This is a genomic window from Acidisarcina polymorpha, assembly GCF_003330725.1.
Classification (GTDB): Bacteria; Acidobacteriota; Terriglobia; order Terriglobales; family Acidobacteriaceae; genus Acidisarcina; species Acidisarcina polymorpha.
This window is the reverse complement of the sequence record NZ_CP030840.1, coordinates 5023313-5039118: the sequence shown is the minus strand read 5'-3', so window position 1 is coordinate 5039118 and position 15806 is coordinate 5023313. Positions and strand designations below refer to the sequence as shown.

The following is a 15806-nucleotide window of genomic DNA, read 5'->3' as shown; positions in this document are numbered from 1 at the left end:
CGACAGCAGCGATCAGCACGGCCACGCGCGAATTACAGGGGCTGAATGCTCGCCGGCTACCTTCACCCCAACTCGATGAGCTCAAGACCAGGCGCGCGCGGCTGACCGAACTCAGAGGCCATCTGCAAAGTCTGAGTGTTGCCGTTGAATATTGCTTTGGACAAAAGGCACGATTTGAGCGAGAAGTTGCGCCAGAGTCTCGTTGGCGGGGGCGATCTGCGCAATCTCGGTATCGAGGAGCTTGAGACGCAGATTGCCTTGTTCTACCGACTCAGCTAAAGTCACACTTCGCTGGGCATCCAGATCTTCTCGGTCGAACACTTCGTTGAGGCGATTGAGTTCGCGTGATACTGCGTCCGAAGCTTGTTTGTGTGCAGGTAATACACCATCGTCCTCGATCGCCGGAAGGCTGGGGAAGAATGATTGAAGTTCGAGGAGATATTGTGCCAGGAGTTTCCCGTCGCTCGACCGCCAAGAAGTGAGCGCTTCCTGGACGGTGTGGTCTTGCCGTTCGAGTTCTCCGATGTTCATCGTCTCGAGGTCGCTCGTGGACTTTTGCCACTGCTCGTCAAGAGCAATCAGGTCTCTTCTTGACCGGGCCAGCGCACTGAGTTCGGATGAATTGAGTGCGCTGCGAAGGTCCTGTACGTTGGCTGACTCGAATGTTTGGGGTGGGCTCAACACACCCAGTAGTTCGTTTGCCCGCAGCTCTGAGTTCGTGACCTCCGTATCAAGGATCTTCTCTTGCTCTTCTCTTTCGGCGACCGTCTTCTCGAGTTCCGGAATTTCTTCTCTTGCGAACCAATATTCGGGCACAGTCTCGCGCGTCCTGCGGACATCACCGGCTGTGTGCAACCCCTGGATTACAGCATCGAAGTGGTCCAATCCCAGCAGGTCCTTTACGAACAATGTCAACGGCGTATCGGCTTTCTTTTCCTGGTGTTGGTAAAGCTCAAGGAGTCGACCAAGCGTGGATTGAGGAAGGAAGCATCGCTCATTGAAGAACTTGGCGAGCTCTGCAGACAGCAACGGGGTAGGGTGGACGTTCTTCCCGTCGACGACGATCTCACATTCATTCGTTACCGGAAGCCCCGAGACCTCAAGACGGATCTTTCCACGCCCATTGGTAGCGTCTTTGTGCGGAAGGTAGTGGATATAGTTGGGGTCCATGCGTTGCAAAGACGGCACGGCACCCGTGAGGGCAAATTCAATCGCGGAGAGCAGGCTCGTCTTCCCAGTGCCATTTGGGCCGTGGATCAAGACCACGGGGGCGTCCAGAGAGACCGAGACCGGTCCGCGGATACTACGAAAGTCTTCTACGGAAAGCGTCTTCAGCCTAAAACTCATACGGTCTCCGTGGGTTCGCCATTGACTGTCTTAAAAGGTTCGGCAAGCAGCCGATGGAGGACTTCACGAGCGGCTTCTTCACTGATGCGGGCTGAGGCCAGTAATTGCTCTGCGATCGGGTCTCGATCCGGTTGGCCGTCTCGATCCATCTGGTTGATAGCTATGCCTGCGTCTTTCGGATCGGGAAGGGTCAGTGGAAGCAACACAGAAAGCCAGTCTCTAAGGTTTGCAGTATCGCTGGCTGTTCCTACCGGAAGGACCCTGCTGACCCGAAACATTCCATCGATCGTTGCACTCGAAGGACGTCGACCGACAACGACCGTTGTCAAAGGACGACGTGATCGCAACCGATCCAATACACGAGCGAGGCCTTCGATCTTTTGCAGTATCCGTTCTTCTTTTTCGACCGTTCCGTCGACCACCACGATGAGGTCCTGGGATAGTCCAGTCCCGACGAAGAGAGCAGGAAATGTAAATTCAATACCGCCGATGGTGACAGGAACTGGTATTCGTCTGTAGTTCACGTTTTCGAGGATCTCGGCGACCCGTTCTACCGGAGTTGTGGCGGTCATAGCGCTACCTCTTCCCGAAACCTTCGAACCAAGTCGTCGGCATTGGTGATGCCTTCACATACTTTGGCGATGCTCACTTCCTGCAGACCAGGTAGTCCCGTCCTTCCCGGCGCCCGCCGGGCCGCGCGGGCCATCGGCGAGGGTATTGCATGGCTATGGATAACGATGGCCTCGTCTGTGAGACCGACCAAGCTGTTGCCAACGAGTTGCTCGGCGCTTTGCGCACTCGCAGCAAAAAACACTTGAAGAACCGTTGTACCTGTCCGGACTTGAAACGCACCAGGCCGGACTGTCCCGGCCGCAGGTCCCTCTGCCGTCCAGCCTGCGCCGAGGACACAGATACCGAAAAGGCCAATGCCAACCGAGAGTTCTTTCGTGCCTGAAATAGTGAGAAATGGATCGGCTTTAAGGTGTTGCACAGGGGTCACTGAGATCGGCCGATATTGCGGCCCGACGGAATGTGGCTCCTTTCCGGCAAGGAACAGTGACATCGTCCGTCCGGAAAAGCTAATCATTGAGCGCACAAAGGGCTCTTTGCCCAGGGTCACTGCGGTTGCGGCAACCTGGTTGCGGAGGGCAGTCACTCCCGCATGTAGTTTCGCCCGTTCCAGCTGGGAAAAGTGCTCAAAGAGCAAATCGATGAGCCTGCACAGCTTCGTGGCGGCCACATGAAGGCAGAGGGCTGGTAGCAGGGACTTTCCGTAAGCTCGAAGCAGGGCTGACAGTTCGATTGGCTCACGGTTTGCGGCGCTATATGCGTCTTTGTAGACGTTCTGGAGCAGCGTCTTATGGTCTGGGCCGAGTTTGTCGTTGGAAAAAACGAAGGCTGGCGGATGAGAAGGCCAGGGCCACGCCATTCGGTTTTGGGCGGCCACAAAGACGCCTTGAATGTTACTGTCTTGCGCCGACAGGCCCAGCATCAATGTAGGCTTAGTTGTGACAATCTCGATCAGCTTGGAGAGCATGACCTCATTACTTCGTTGGTTCGCCCATCCATTGATCTGTGAAGCGCGTCCGACAAGCTTCGGCCGATACGTCGCTTCGTCTCGCGCGGCCAGCACGGCGCAGCCATGGAATTTGTAGAGGTTCCCTCTTTGTCCGTCGGTCCTGGTGTCTTCGTCAAGGACGCATACACGGAGGACTGGCAGACCGCCCGCCAGCTGTTCAACAGCTTTCTCGACCAGACCATCCCAGTTTGCACTTACAATATCGGATGCCAGCCCCTCCATCATCAGGATGGCGATGCAAAGGTGTTCGATGTCCGGTTCCGTCGTGGGATCGCCGTAGGTTTTTGCCACATCGATGGCTTCCCAGACCAGATAGTCAGCCTCTACGCCCGCCGGCGCGATGTCCAGCACTCTCGCATACTGGAGAATGAGACTCTTGGTTATCTCTACGAATTTTGGCCATTCCATCGCCGGACGGCTAAAGTCAATTGCCTTCCAGTCGTCATTGGAAAGCGGTGCAAGCGCTAAAATTTCGACCAGCGAGGCCCGAAACTTGCAATCCTTGTCAGTCGGATCGATCTTTTCCCTTAGGAACTCAAGCAGTCGTTGTGACCTGCCCCCATTCTTCGTCCAGTTTGGTGTACGAAATCATAACTCACATTTTTCTGCTTTTCTTTCTTAGGTAGAGATCTCTTGGCTGTGGAGCAGCCGTGTCAGGGCCGGAGCGAAGCGGAGCCCGTCAGGGTCGCCTTGATACGGCTGGTCCACAGCCATACTCTTTGCTTCTGAAAGCGAAGCAGCCTGCCACTGCCGCGCGAACTCGTCCGGCGTTCTGTAGCCAAGCGAGCTGTGGGGGCGGCGCGAGTTATATTCCGTCCTCCAAGCCGTGATCTTCCTCCTGGCATCGAACAGGTTCCAGAACCAGCTTGTGTTGAGGCATTCGTCGCGCAGCTTTCCGTTGAAGCTCTCCATGGCTCCGTTCTGCGTCGGCTTGCCCGGCTGGATGTGCAGCAGATCGATCTTCCATTCGATGGCCCACGCCAGGTAGTGGCGAGAGGTTAGTTCGGGTCCATTGTCACTGCGAATCGATTGCGGCTTTCCGTATGCCGCGATCGCCCGTTCGAGCACGCGGGTGACGCGCCGGCTGGGGAAGCTGGTAGCGACCTCCAACGCCAGACACTGCCGGGTGAAGCTGTCGAGGACACCCAAGACGCGGATGCGCTGGCCCGCCGCCGTAACGTCGCTGGCAAAGTCCAGAGCCCACTCCTGGTTGGGCACCGTCAGCACGGGCCGTGGCTGAAGCGTCCGCCGCAGATGCTTGCGCCGTGTCCGCTTCACGGTAAGACCCAGCTCGCGATACACGCGCTGCACCTTCTTGTGGTTCACGCCCATCTCCTCATGCAAGTACAAATGCAGACGCCGGTAGCCAAAGCGCGGATGCTCCCGCGCCAGTTCCCGCAGCCGTTCCTGAAGCGGGCTGTCATCTCTCTGGCTTCGATAACGGCCACTCGATCTCGGCACCGCCATCAGCTCGCAGACCTGGCGCTCGCTGGCCTTGAACTCTGCCAGCAAGCGCCTCACTTCTGCCCTTCGTTCTACGAGCCCAGGGAGTTTTTTCTTATCACCGATTGCAGCATGTCCTTGTCGAGGCTGAGATCGGCGACCAGCTTCTTCAACCGCGAGTTCTCATCGCGCAGGTGCTTGACCTCTTCCGCCTCGCTCACCTCCATGCCCCCGTACTTGGCCTTCCAGGCATAGATCGTGTGCTTACTCACACCTTGTTCCCGCGCAACATCCTCGGCGGTGCGCCCCGCCTCAACCTGCTTCAGCGCGGTGATGATCTGCGCCTCCGTATGACGACTCTTGCTCATCGCACTTCCCCTTTCCTTCGTCCAAATCGTATTCCGAACTGGACGAATTCAGGGGGTCAGGTCAATCGCGTTAGACGGAATGTAATTTGCGCCGACCAGCCAGGGCTGCTTCGCATACCACTCGTTCGCGCGCTGTTCAGACCATCGCCCCTGCTCTTGTGACTGAGCACTGATAGAGAGCAGGCCAAAACAGATCATCGCAGCAACTCTAGAATGACGTTTCATTCTTCTCCTCTGAATGGCAGGCGTCGACCATTGAATCTGCGAGTTTACCGGACCGGTTAGGGTTCGTGACCGCCGGTGAACCGTGGGGGCGTGTCTACACGGACCGCGAGGTTTTGCGGCCTGCTTATCTAGGTGTAACTTGCACGTCGTCTATCAAGATCCAGGAACCGCCACTCTGTCCATTGTTGAAGCCCATGTACACTTGCATCTGCGTTAGGGAGCCCGAGTTAAACTGGACGGAGTATTGGTTGTACTGGGTGGACGAGCATGCGTCTCCCCAATTCACTTCTGATTTGCTTCCGCCGTTCTGGTCGGAGATTCCCAAGTAGGCATTCTTACCGAAATTCTGCGAGCAGGTGAACCATGCTGAAAGAGTGTAGTTCGTGTTCGCGGTAACCATGACGTTTTGAGCTGCTCCTGTCCAGTTCGGCGAGGTCGTGAAGATCCAGCCGTCGTTATTCCCAGTGTGAGCTTTGCTCGCATTTACGTCGACACCCCCTGATCCAGACGCTCCGTAATGGAACCAGCCGTTTGCGAAGCTCCCACTGGAGCTCTGCTCAAAACTCGGGTCTCTCACGATTATTTTGTTTGCGGAAAAGATCGACAAATCGATGGCGTTTGCCATGGCCGCATAACCTTGGACGTTCGGATGTATCCAGTCCATTGCTGCGTTCAAGTAGGTAGAATTCATTTGTTCTGGAGCGTTCGGATCCCGAATCACGGCATCAAAGTCAATATATTTGTCATACACAGAAGTCGCTCGAATCCATTGATTTACTGCATCTCTGATGGAGTCTTTACTGTCCTGATCGCCGGACCACCCATTGTGACGCGGAGTTATCGTTGCACCGATAACTCCAAGCCCTTCGGCATGGGCGGTATTAGCTAGAGATGTCAGGTTGGATTCCAGATCTGCTGCTGACGCCCCGAGGTTGATGTCATTAGTTCCCTCAAACAGGATGACGTATGCAAGGCCTGACTGTTCCAGAACGTCGCGACCGAAACGAGAGACGGCCGGAACACCGTTACCTCCGTTCTGAAACACAGTGTTGCCGGAGATACCGGCATTCAAGATAGATCTATCGCTGGATGCACCATTGAGTCGCTGGGAGAGGACATCAGTCCAACCACCGTAGCTGTCTGTAGCTACGTTGTAGCCATCAGTGATGGAATCGCCTATGGCAGAAATAGCTGCGGAAGTTGAATCTGGTGCAACAACATCAATGGCAGTTAACCATCCGATTGTCGTTGCGACACTCGTGAAGGCCGACCCAGATGAATCCTCTGTATGATCACCCGCAGATCCGTCGAAGGTGCTGCAATACTGACTGGTGAACTCTGTGTGGTAAGGGAAGCTATCGATGGAGCCGGGGACATAAAGCGTCACTGCAAGATCAGTTTGCGCTGAGATGGGAAGATCAATGTAATCACTGCTTATTTCCTGCCCAGTGTTAATAGTCACCGAGTTGGATCCCGCGAACGTGACGGTGCTAGTGCTGTTTACGTTAGCGCTGTTGGTTCGAATACCAACGGTAACAGCAGCAAAGGTGATCGGAGCGTCACCGAAAACATTGGATAAGCGCAACCGAACGCCCGATCCGCCGAGGGTGGCCCGAGCAATCCAGCGGCAACTAAAGTTCGAAGCAGAAAGCGATGATGTGCCGGTGATAGACGTTCCCCAAGCTGAGACCCAGGTTTGAGCGAACGCCTGATTTAGAAACAAAGTGAACACAAAACCAATGGCAATCAATGGCTTTCGAAATAGTTTGTAGCTACTTGATGACATGGACTTGTCCTTTACGGTCAGTGCTGATGATGTTTATATAGAGAATGCGTAAGATAGCGGCCGGCGACCGAAGACGGAAATGCCGACGGAAGATGTCTGAAGTTCTGCATCGGATGCCTTCGATTGATTTGCTCGCCTGTAAAGCATGGGACTTACGGAAGTTTTTCCTGCCCAGTCTGCTCTAATTCATGACTTTCTGAGTGCATTTGCCCCAAGCGATGTGTCAACTCTGCGGCCTCGTGCTCCGGATCTCCGCTTCGCTTCAAGCTCAGCAGTAGGCGATACATTGCCGCTTGATCGAACTGGTTGATATTAAGAGCGGCCCTGCTTTGCTTGATGGACTTTTGATAGTCGTGTTGTTCGAAGTAGAGCTCGGCCAAAAGGTCGCGCGCATCGAAATTTGTCTGATCTAGCGTAACGGCAGCTTCAGCATATTGAACTGCTCTGTTCAGTCGATCCGGCCTGTTGTCGGTACCTTGCTTGTAGATTATTTGAGCGGCAAGATAGTTCAAGGCGCTGTCATGGGGTGCGCCGCGCAGTTCCTGCTCAACCTGGGTCTCCGCAGTGCTCAGATCGTTACGCTGGAGCGCAAACAATACATGAGCTTCCTTCTGTGAGGTCTGCTGAGCGTCCATTCGTGCAGCCTCATCAAAATCAACGGCTGCCAGGCCTTCCTCTGAAAGCTGCACGTGGAGGATTCCACGGGCAGTCCTAAGCGCGGCCGAATCAGGGTTTTCTTTTATCGCGAAATCGAGCATCTTCACACCGTCTCTATACGATCGGGTGTCAAAACAGACGGTGGCTATCTCGAGGTAGTTTTTGACTTCATGTGGGTTGAGAGCGATAGCGTGGCGAAGAATCTCGACGGCTGAAGTGAGGTGGCCTTGTGCTTCGTCAATCTTTGCTTCGATCAGGAGAGCCGATTGGTCATCTTGGGCGATTAGAGGTTGCACAACTTCTAGCGCCTCTGCGTAGCGCTTTAGAGCTAGGAGCGACAGTGCAAGGTAGTAGCGAGTAGAGGGACGAATGTCCGATAGCTCAAGCTCTTTGCGGTATATATCAGCAGCTTCCTTCGCGTTGCCCTGTATCAAGAGACACTGACCGAATCTGTCGAGTGCTTCGGAGTCATGCTCCACTGCGCTCCGCCCCCTTTCAAATGCAGCCACTGCCTGCTGACAGTCTCCTCTTCGCGCAGCGAACACTCCCATCATCGCGTTCCCATTCGAATCATCTGGATCCCGAGCGACGAGAGCCAAAACATCTTGCTCTGCGCCAGCAAGTCTGGCTTTATATGAGACCTGCGCCGCGTCTTCGAGGACGGTCAAATCAGAAGGATCTAGTTTTCCTGCCTGATAAAAAGCTTCTTTAGCAGGACCTGGCTCCTGAAGCTGTGCATATGCAACGCCAAGGGTTGTCCATAGGCGCGCCTCGGTAGGATTTCTCTTTAACGCAGCCTTTGATCGGGCAACAACCTCCTGATAGCGGCCCGCGTGGAGTAATCCGACGATCTGATCCAATGTTGAGGTCGAACGGGACGATTGCGCGGCGAGCGGAAATATTGAGCCGACAAATATAAGGAAAAAGGAGGGCATCACTGCGGCCCTCCTTAGGAGAAGGTTAGACATAACGTGACCTCACGTTATTGCGGATTGATTCGCTATTGCGCTGATTGGCCGGATAGGCAGATTAACCTATCCGTGATACCTAGAAGCTGATCTTGCCACCAATATCCATGTTGCGTGGTGTGTACTGGCTTGTAGATCTGCCCAGATTTGAATCGCCGAGATTACCGTCTACTCCGTAAAGGTTGACTCGGTTCAGAACATTGTAGATATCCAACCGAAGCTCCATACTCAAGCGTTCATTGATCTTTGTGATCTTTTTGACGTTTAGATCGGCTTGCGCAAAGCCTGGATTTCTGAAACTGTTCGGGGACTCATTGCCTTCCTGACCCAACCCAGGCTGAGCGAACGATGCGCAGCTTGATGTCAAACTTCCTGCACAATTGGGGAACAATCCATTGAGAAATGCTTTGCGAGTGTGCGACGCGACATAGCTCTTCACATTTGGATAATCGAAGTTGTCGCCGTCACCGTTATAATCACCGCTCGACGGCTGCAACCCGATGATCGGCGATCCCGGAGTGTTGGATTGGAAGATCGGCTGGAAGCCATTGAAGGTTGCAACACTGAACGGAGTTCCAGACTGTAGCAAGATCGTGCCGGCAAGTGTAAAGCCGTCTGTAACCCGGCCAATTAATCCTGAGCCCTTGTTAAAACCTGGAATCCGATAGCTGCCACCGAATGAAAAGGCATTCGCGATGTCATATGGGGATCGGCTGTACCATCGTTCCAAGTCATTAGTTGGATACGACTGCTCGTTGTCCATCGCGTGTCCCCAGGTGTAGGAAGCGGTCATGAATGCTCTTGTTCCCCACCGGCCCTGAAGTGATGTAACAAGTGCGTCGTAGTTGGCGCGCGCTCCGTTTTGAGCATATGTAATGGACCCAAAACTCTGATTCAGTCGCGTGGGATTCGTTCGATAACCATTGGAGTTACCAGGCGTAGGATTATATCCCTGTTGAAACAAATCTCCACTGAACTTGTTTATGTTGAGACCATAGGCAGTAGTGTTCTGCTCATAGGTGGATCCACCCGCCGTCAGTAGATTGTCAGAATGTGAGCCTTGGTAACCGATTTTCGCAACAATCGACGGGATAAGCTGTTGTTCTACAACCGCTATGTAGTTCAATGTGTACGGGCTCTTCAAGTTGACATCTATGCCGCCTATCGCAAAAGCTTGGCCTACAAATCCTCCTTGCGAATTGAGAGGGGTGCCACCAAACTTTGGATATGGGAAGCCGCTCGGTGTCGAAGCGCTGGTACCGAGCGCGAAGATCGGCGCAGATGTTGTCCCATCATTGTAGAAGGTCGGAACAGTGAAACTTGGAGGATTGCCTCGGAGACCGTTCTCGTCATTTCCTAAGGTCGGTGCGTCGTGGTAAACCCCAAAACCGGCATGGAGCACCGTCTTGCCCGTCCCAAACGGATCGTACGCGACCCCCACTCGGGGACTTAGTGCCTTGATACTGCTGTTAAAACCCTGAGACTGCGTCTTCAGATAGCCCGCCGCAATCTGCTGTGCGGTGGTTGACCCCGCACCAAGATGAAAGTTTGCCAGGATGGTTCCACTAAGTGGGTGCGGATTGCCGAAGCTGTCGAAGCGAATACCGTAATTTGCGGTGAGCTTTTTCGATACCTTCCAGGTGTCCTCGGCGAGAATGCCGTAGGTGAGAAGGCCGTATTCATATTGTCCCGCAGTTGGTTGTCCCGTTACCGGGTTGTAGGCAAGTCCCGATCCATACTGGTCCTGTACCGCCGGGCTATCGTGGATAAGATCGATAACAGTGTTGAAGTAGAAGCTCGGCTGATCGTAAACCGGAGCGAACAGCGCCAGATCCTGGCCGTATGATCCTTCGTATCCGACGCGAATACTGTGATTACCGATGATGTGCGTCAGCACATCGCGCCAATGGTAGTTCTTCTGCTCAAAGTCACCTTGCGCGAAACCAACGCCAAAACCAGCTTCACCGCCACCAACATTGACGACGGGGACGCTAAAGTCCCCTGTCGAGTCAAGGAGTCCGTTGATCCTCAAGAAGGAGCCCGCGACTTCGTTCAGGGTGTTAGGCGAGAAGGTATGCGTTTCATTGGCTTGCACAGCATCGCCGGTGTACTTGTTGGAACTGGTAAATGCAGGTCTGACCGACGGACTACCAAAATTGGTGGTTGTCCGAAAATAAGTTCCATAAACTCTATCGTTCTTAAAGTTCTGATCCAGCCGTATGCCGATCTGCAAGCCATTGCGATAGCTGGAACTATTGAAATCGCCTGAATCGAAGACTGGCGTCGCGCACGGAAGGAAGCTGGTGCTTGATGTTCCGCATCCTGTTGTCGTAGCTCCGGTGGTTGTCACAGGAAAGACTTGAGCGGCGGTCTGCTGAAGAGCAATCTGACTGACACCGCTGACAGCATACTTAGAAAGCAGCTGAGTTCCAATCGAGGTTGGGAAATTCATCTTCGCGAAAGCAACGAACGCGGGATCTTCAAACGTCACGCTGCCGCCGCCGTTCGAAGCTAGCGACCGGAGGGGCTCGACCGAGAAGAAGAAGAACGTCTTGTTCTTGAAAATCGGACCACCAACCCCTGCCGAAATATTGTCACTGTGATAAGGCAGGTATTTGCGGGTGAAGTGTGTCAGTGCTTGAAAATTCTGATTTGTAAAATAATCGCTAGCAAAGCCATGGAACTGATTGGTACCTCCTCGCGTGGTTATAGCAGTTTGGATAGAACTAGCCCGCCCATAGTCAACGGTGAAGGTATTAGGTTGGATCGACACTTCCGCAACCGCGTCAGGGTTTGGACTCAAGTTGAGGACTCCAGGACGGATGTTGCTAGTGATGTCTAGGCCGTCCAGAACGTAAAGATTTCCATTTTCCCCACGCCCGTTTGACCCAACTTCGTTGTTGGTTTCGATGTTGAAGTTGTCGTTTCCCGAATTGCCTACATTACCCCGTCCAGTGACGCCAGGTGCAAGTGCAATCAGCGTCCCAAAATTTCGTCCGTTGAGAGGGAGGTCATCAAATGCTTGTGTATCTAGAGTCAGTTGGAGACGCGTTTCCGAACTGTTCAAGAGCGGCTGCTGATTCGTGACTTCTACTGATTGCGTCACAGATCCAACAGCCAACACCAGTTTCACATCCCGGTTCTCATCTGTTTGGAGGATGATTTGAGCCTTGGCAATCGCGTACCCCGACGCTGAGCCCGTTACTTCATATCGCCCTGCTCCCAAACTGGGAAACCTATAGACTCCGTTGCTGTCAGCGGAAACTGTCGCCGAAACACCTGTGTCGAGGTTTACAAGTGAGACGGTTGCGCGGGAAATCAGAGCACCGGTGGGATCTTGTACGCTGCCCTGTACGGAACCGGCGAATTGACCAAAAGCCTGCGTGATGCAAAGAAAAGTGTAAACAAAGGAGAACGTCCCGTATTTCAATGCTGCTTTCAATTTCATGATGCCTCCGGAGCTTCAGCTACGCCGCAATCTCTGATTCGCTACGTGCGCTTCGACGATTCACAACCGGCACGAATCGTATTGAACGCATAGCACAACAAGCCATAGGGCACCGTGGGGGCATGGGTCTAGTACACATGCCCCATGCCTATGGACAGCGCTTGCAAATGCTGCGCGTTCGAGCCTAGACTTTCGCGGTGAAGGACAGTCGTGAAGCCATGTGGAGTCGACGGAAGTGGACGAACCTGTTGATGTGTTCGATGTTGGGTTGTTCCGCGCACCTTGGCTGTTCCGGACGTCATGTGATGCGGATCGCCGTGATCCCAAGAACCACGGGGACACAGTTATGGGAAGCGGAACACGCGGGCGTAGAAGCTGGCGCGAAGCGTTGGAATGTAACGCTCTACTGGAATGCACCAACCCGCGAGGATGATGTCGAGCGACAGATTGCGATGTTCGAACGTGCTATCGACCAGGGCTACGACGCAATCGTGCTCTCGCCTGATCAACCTCTGTCGCTGCTGTCTTCAGTAAACCGCGCTCTTGCGCATGGTCTGCGAGTGGTGGTCGTGGGATCGCCCATGCCGCTCGCCGCTCATCCTGGGCTCAAACAGATCGTTAATGACGACAGTGAATCCGGTCGTTTGGCAGCTCGACGCATTGGAGCGCAACTCCACGGACACGGGGAGGTCGCAGTTTTAGGGGTTGATGGCGATCTGAGTTCGCTCGTTCGACGCGAACGTGCGTTTCGCCTTGAACTTGCCAGCAATTCGCCAGATGTGCACATTGTTGACGAGGAGGCTGGAGCATTCAACCGGGCTCATGTCGAAAAAACCGCGGCCGACATCATCAGGACTCAACCTAGAGTTCAGGCGATTTTTGCTCTAACCTCGGAAGCTACGCAGGGGTCTTTCGCCGCTGTGCAAAACAGCGGAAGTGGCCTCATCCTTGTCGGGTGCGAACAGGACTTTGCGATCTCCGTGACTTCCAAGGAGATGGACTCTCTTATTGTCGAAGATACGGTTGGCATGGGATATCAAGCTATCCAATGGATTATGGAGCCGGGAGACTCCAACAATTCGGATGTGGAGTTGAAGCCACTTCTCGTAACGAAAGATAACCTTCATCAGAAAGATGTACAGCAGATGTTAGCGTTTTACTGGAAACAGGAGTGAAGAACACCGATCGAACAACTCGATTGCTTCTGACGGGCGCCTCAATGTCCCTGCTTATTGTGGCATTCACCCTGACGCTCTCCCTAAGCAGCAGAAGAGGTTCCATGCCGAAGAACGCAAACATATTTGCAGTCGGCATTCCGCACGGCTGGAAGTCACTGGGGGGAACTTGGAGTTTCCATGGTGGCACGGTTGAGAACACCTCCGACGAACGTGGAGCAAAACTGATCGGTGGTTCCACTGAATGGCAGGACTACACATTCAGCGCCGACGTGCAGTTGTTAGGGCAGGGGGACGCGGGCTTGGTCGCGAGGTCCATAAACGAAGAAGAGGGGGTCGACGCGTACGACGGATACTATTTAGGCCTACGAACAGTGGACAATCGGCTCATTCTGGGCAGATCCAACTTCGCATGGTTGGAGTTCCCAACCGTGCCGATGCCTGGTGGCGTTCAGCCCTTTCGATGGTATCGGCTCATTATGCGATTCTCGGGCTGCAGCATACAAGGTTCTTCTCAGGCGCTACCAGATGGTCCAATCGCCACGCTTTCGCATGAAAACCCAAATTGTCAGCGGAGCGGTCGAATTGGTCTCCGCTCTTACGCTTCAGGTGGTCGCTGGAGAAATGTATCCGTCCTTCCCAATAGTCTTGTCACGAGAGGTTCGAATACGGCATCGAGCGCCCAGGTAGAATCATCAGGTCCCATTATCGCGGGTGACCTATCCACTGACGCTTGGGCTGGCAAGCAGATCACACCGCAACCTCATACTTCGGTTCGTACATCCCCAACAACCCCAATCGACCAGCTTCGGTGGATCACTTCGGGATCGGACGAAGCCAGTATTCGCGGAACTGTAATCGCAAGCGACCCGACGCTATTCGTCCAAGATGCCACGGGCGGAGTGGCTATCGAGTCGTTCTCTGTGCCTTCGCCACTGAAAGTTGGGGACGAAGTCGAAGTAACTGGGCATCTTGCCATTATTGACCAAACGGTGACAATTCGGAGTGCTGAGGTGACGACGCTATGGCCTGGGAATCCTCTGCCGCCGCTTGCAATCTCTGTGGCACAAGCAGCAAGTGGTCGTTACGACTCTCGATATGTGGAAGTGGAAGGGTTTGATGTAGGAGGCCCGGAAAAGTCAATGGGGGTGGCCAGCCTCACTATGGTCAACGGTTTCCAAACCTTCCGTGTCTTCTCGCCCGACTCGGTTTTAGGCGACGCAGTGAATCTGGTGCGTCCCGGAAGCAAACTGCGTGTGCGAGGCGTATGTCGGAATGACCTCAAGACGACGAAAGGCCAATTCCCTTTTGCCGTCTCTATCACATCTGCTGATGATCTCGTAATTCTTGCTGGGCCCTCATGGTGGTCACCGGTTCACATTCTACTGCTATTCTGCGGCCTCATTACTGCGGTTGCAGGAGTTTACGCTCTTCGGTTGCGAATCAGACATGCAAAGCTGCAGGCGATTATGGATGAGCGCGAACGGCTTGCGCATGAGATGCATGACACATTGGCGCAGAGCATTGCAGGCATAGGGTATCAACTAAGCGCCGTCCGCAAAAACCTTCCGGAAAACGCTCCGAAGCTGCAACGACAGCTGAATGTCGCAACCGAGATGGTTCGCCATATACACGATGAGGCCCGGCGCAACATTGCGACACTGCGACCGGAATCGCTTCAGAATGTAAGTTTGTCCGCGGCCCTCGAAAGCAGCGCAGAGCGCATGGTGGACGGAGGAGCAATCCAATTGCTGACTCACGTGACCGGCGTCGAACGTGAGCTCCCGTTAAGAGTGAAAGACACTTTGTTCCGGATTGGCCACGAAGCACTCGCAAACTGCGTTCGCCATGCCCGCGCGAGCACCGTTGGAATTCACGTGGGATACGGAACATCTTCTATCCTGCTTCAGATTGAGGACGATGGGATAGGTTACCGTGAGGACCTCCCCTCACGCGGATTCGGCGTTATCGGCATGGAGAAGCGAGCGCGAAGTCTCTCGGGACACTTTTCAATTGAGGCAACAGGAGAAAAAGGAACCCGTGTCCGGGCGTCCATCCCCCTGCCCCGGCGGCAATTGTGGCTAGTAACGAGCATGCGAAGGAGATTCGCGAAGGGAAGTATTGATGGCGACGCATAAGCATTCACAGGAAGAATTCGGGTTAGAACACCAGGGCCCTATTCGGCTGCTCATTGTAGATGATCATCCGGTGGTGCGGACTGGACTTCGAAGCATGTTCGAGAGCTACGCCGAGGTCGAAGTTCTTAATGCGCTAGCCTCCGGGGAAGAGGCTCTTGAGTTTCTTCGTCTTAATACGACCGACGTGGTTCTCCTAGATCTCCGGATGCCGGGCCTAAGCGGCCTAGATGTATTGCGCTCCCTGAAGAGTCAACAAAGCAAGGTCCGCGTCTTGATCCTGACTAGTTTTGAGTTGGATGAAGACATCTATCAAGCTGTGAGCGCGGGGGCAGATGGCTATTTGCTCAAGAACACGCCTGATGAGGAAATCATCAAAGCAGTTCGAATTGTACTCACTGGAAAACGGCATATTCCAGATCGCGTAGCGGCAAAGTTAGCGGAGCGCATGATGCGCACACAACTCACGGCGCGCGAGTTGGAGGTTCTCGAACTTATGGTCAAGGGTCTGACGAATCGACAACTCGCGAGAGTTCTCGAGGTGAGCGTCCATACGATCCGAAACCATGTAGATAGCATCCTCCGTAAGCTTGACGTGTCGGATCGAACCGAGGCAAGTACAACTGCCATACAGCAGGGTCTCATCAGACTTCCGGATTAATTGGGTTAGGCTTC

The 15806-nt window shown here is 54.0% G+C and carries 11 protein-coding genes; 3 read left to right on the top strand and 8 right to left on the bottom strand.

All coding sequences use genetic code 11. The annotated features are described in order from the left end of the window. Positions 1-111: 111 nt before the first annotated feature. The 8 genes from ACPOL_RS21295 to ACPOL_RS21260 all read right to left on the bottom strand — a co-directional run bounded on the left by ACPOL_RS21295 (position 112) and on the right by ACPOL_RS21260 (position 11821). Positions 112-1347: an AAA family ATPase gene (locus tag ACPOL_RS21295; RefSeq protein WP_114208840.1), complete on the bottom strand. Its 1236-nt coding sequence runs from the start codon at positions 1345-1347 to the stop codon at positions 112-114. Next, complete coding sequence (locus tag ACPOL_RS21290) at positions 1344-1919, bottom strand: hypothetical protein (protein ID WP_114208839.1); 576 nt, start codon at positions 1917-1919, stop codon at positions 1344-1346. Before ACPOL_RS21290 ends, ACPOL_RS21295 begins: the two co-directional genes overlap by 4 nt. Then, a complete protein-coding gene (locus ACPOL_RS21285) occupies positions 1916-3334 on the bottom strand; it encodes an SIR2 family protein (RefSeq protein ID WP_114208838.1) in 1419 nt (472 codons plus the stop codon). The genes ACPOL_RS21290 and ACPOL_RS21285 overlap by 4 nt, the downstream gene beginning before the upstream one ends. Positions 3335-3544: 210 nt before the next feature. Further along, a protein-coding gene (locus tag ACPOL_RS21280) for an IS3 family transposase (protein ID WP_236656931.1) occupies positions 3545-4737 on the bottom strand; the annotation gives its coding sequence in 2 pieces (ribosomal slippage) (positions 3545-4485 and positions 4485-4737; 1194 coding nt in all). A 48-nt stretch (positions 4738-4785) separates the two neighbouring features. Continuing rightward, positions 4786-4962 carry a hypothetical protein gene (locus ACPOL_RS21275; RefSeq protein WP_201758921.1) on the bottom strand — a complete coding sequence of 59 codons (177 nt, stop codon included), beginning with the start codon at positions 4960-4962 and terminating at the stop codon, positions 4786-4788. 124 nt (positions 4963-5086) lie between these two features. Then, on the bottom strand, positions 5087-6748 hold the full coding sequence (locus ACPOL_RS21270) for a GDSL-type esterase/lipase family protein (RefSeq protein WP_114208837.1): 1662 nt from the start codon (positions 6746-6748) through the stop codon (positions 5087-5089). Positions 6749-6900: 152 nt separating this feature from the next. Next, positions 6901-8340: a CDC27 family protein gene (locus ACPOL_RS21265; protein ID WP_161557493.1), complete on the bottom strand. Its 1440-nt coding sequence runs from the start codon at positions 8338-8340 to the stop codon at positions 6901-6903. Positions 8341-8452: 112 nt separating this feature from the next. After that, the gene (locus ACPOL_RS21260; RefSeq protein WP_114208835.1) at positions 8453-11821 is read right to left on the bottom strand and encodes an outer membrane beta-barrel protein; all 3369 of its coding nucleotides are present in this window, start codon (positions 11819-11821) and stop codon (positions 8453-8455) included. A gap of 305 nt (positions 11822-12126) precedes the next feature. Here ACPOL_RS21260 and ACPOL_RS21255 point away from each other — a divergent pair, with 305 nt between their 5' ends. From ACPOL_RS21255 to ACPOL_RS21245, 3 genes are all read left to right on the top strand, one after another. Continuing rightward, positions 12127-12996, top strand: coding sequence for a substrate-binding domain-containing protein (locus ACPOL_RS21255; protein WP_161557492.1), 870 nt, complete (start codon positions 12127-12129; stop codon positions 12994-12996). A gap of 104 nt (positions 12997-13100) precedes the next feature. Then, entirely contained in the window at positions 13101-15134 is a 2034-nt protein-coding gene (locus ACPOL_RS21250; protein WP_161557491.1) for a sensor histidine kinase, read from the top strand. Beyond that, positions 15121-15792 carry a response regulator transcription factor gene (locus ACPOL_RS21245; RefSeq protein ID WP_114208832.1) on the top strand — a complete coding sequence of 224 codons (672 nt, stop codon included), beginning with the start codon at positions 15121-15123 and terminating at the stop codon, positions 15790-15792. Before ACPOL_RS21250 ends, ACPOL_RS21245 begins: the two co-directional genes overlap by 14 nt. The last annotated feature ends 14 nt before the right edge of the window (positions 15793-15806 follow it).

What these genes read in the sequence shown, in the direction of transcription:
- ACPOL_RS21245 (WP_114208832.1), top strand. Translation starts at nt 15,121, where the DNA reads ATGGCGACGCATAAGCATTCACAGGAAGAATTCGGGTTAGAACACCAG.
- ACPOL_RS21275 (WP_201758921.1), bottom strand. Translation starts at nt 4,962, where the DNA reads ATGAAACGTCATTCTAGAGTTGCTGCGATGATCTGTTTTGGCCTGCTC.
- ACPOL_RS21295 (WP_114208840.1), bottom strand. Translation starts at nt 1,347, where the DNA reads ATGAGTTTTAGGCTGAAGACGCTTTCCGTAGAAGACTTTCGTAGTATC.
- ACPOL_RS21260 (WP_114208835.1), bottom strand. Translation starts at nt 11,821, where the DNA reads ATGAAATTGAAAGCAGCATTGAAATACGGGACGTTCTCCTTTGTTTAC.
- ACPOL_RS21255 (WP_161557492.1), top strand. Translation starts at nt 12,127, where the DNA reads ATGCGGATCGCCGTGATCCCAAGAACCACGGGGACACAGTTATGGGAA.
- ACPOL_RS21250 (WP_161557491.1), top strand. Translation starts at nt 13,101, where the DNA reads ATGCCGAAGAACGCAAACATATTTGCAGTCGGCATTCCGCACGGCTGG.
- ACPOL_RS21290 (WP_114208839.1), bottom strand. Translation starts at nt 1,919, where the DNA reads ATGACCGCCACAACTCCGGTAGAACGGGTCGCCGAGATCCTCGAAAAC.
- ACPOL_RS21265 (WP_161557493.1), bottom strand. Translation starts at nt 8,340, where the DNA reads ATGCCCTCCTTTTTCCTTATATTTGTCGGCTCAATATTTCCGCTCGCC.
- ACPOL_RS21285 (WP_114208838.1), bottom strand. Translation starts at nt 3,334, where the DNA reads ATGGAATGGCCAAAATTCGTAGAGATAACCAAGAGTCTCATTCTCCAG.
- ACPOL_RS21270 (WP_114208837.1), bottom strand. Translation starts at nt 6,748, where the DNA reads ATGTCATCAAGTAGCTACAAACTATTTCGAAAGCCATTGATTGCCATT.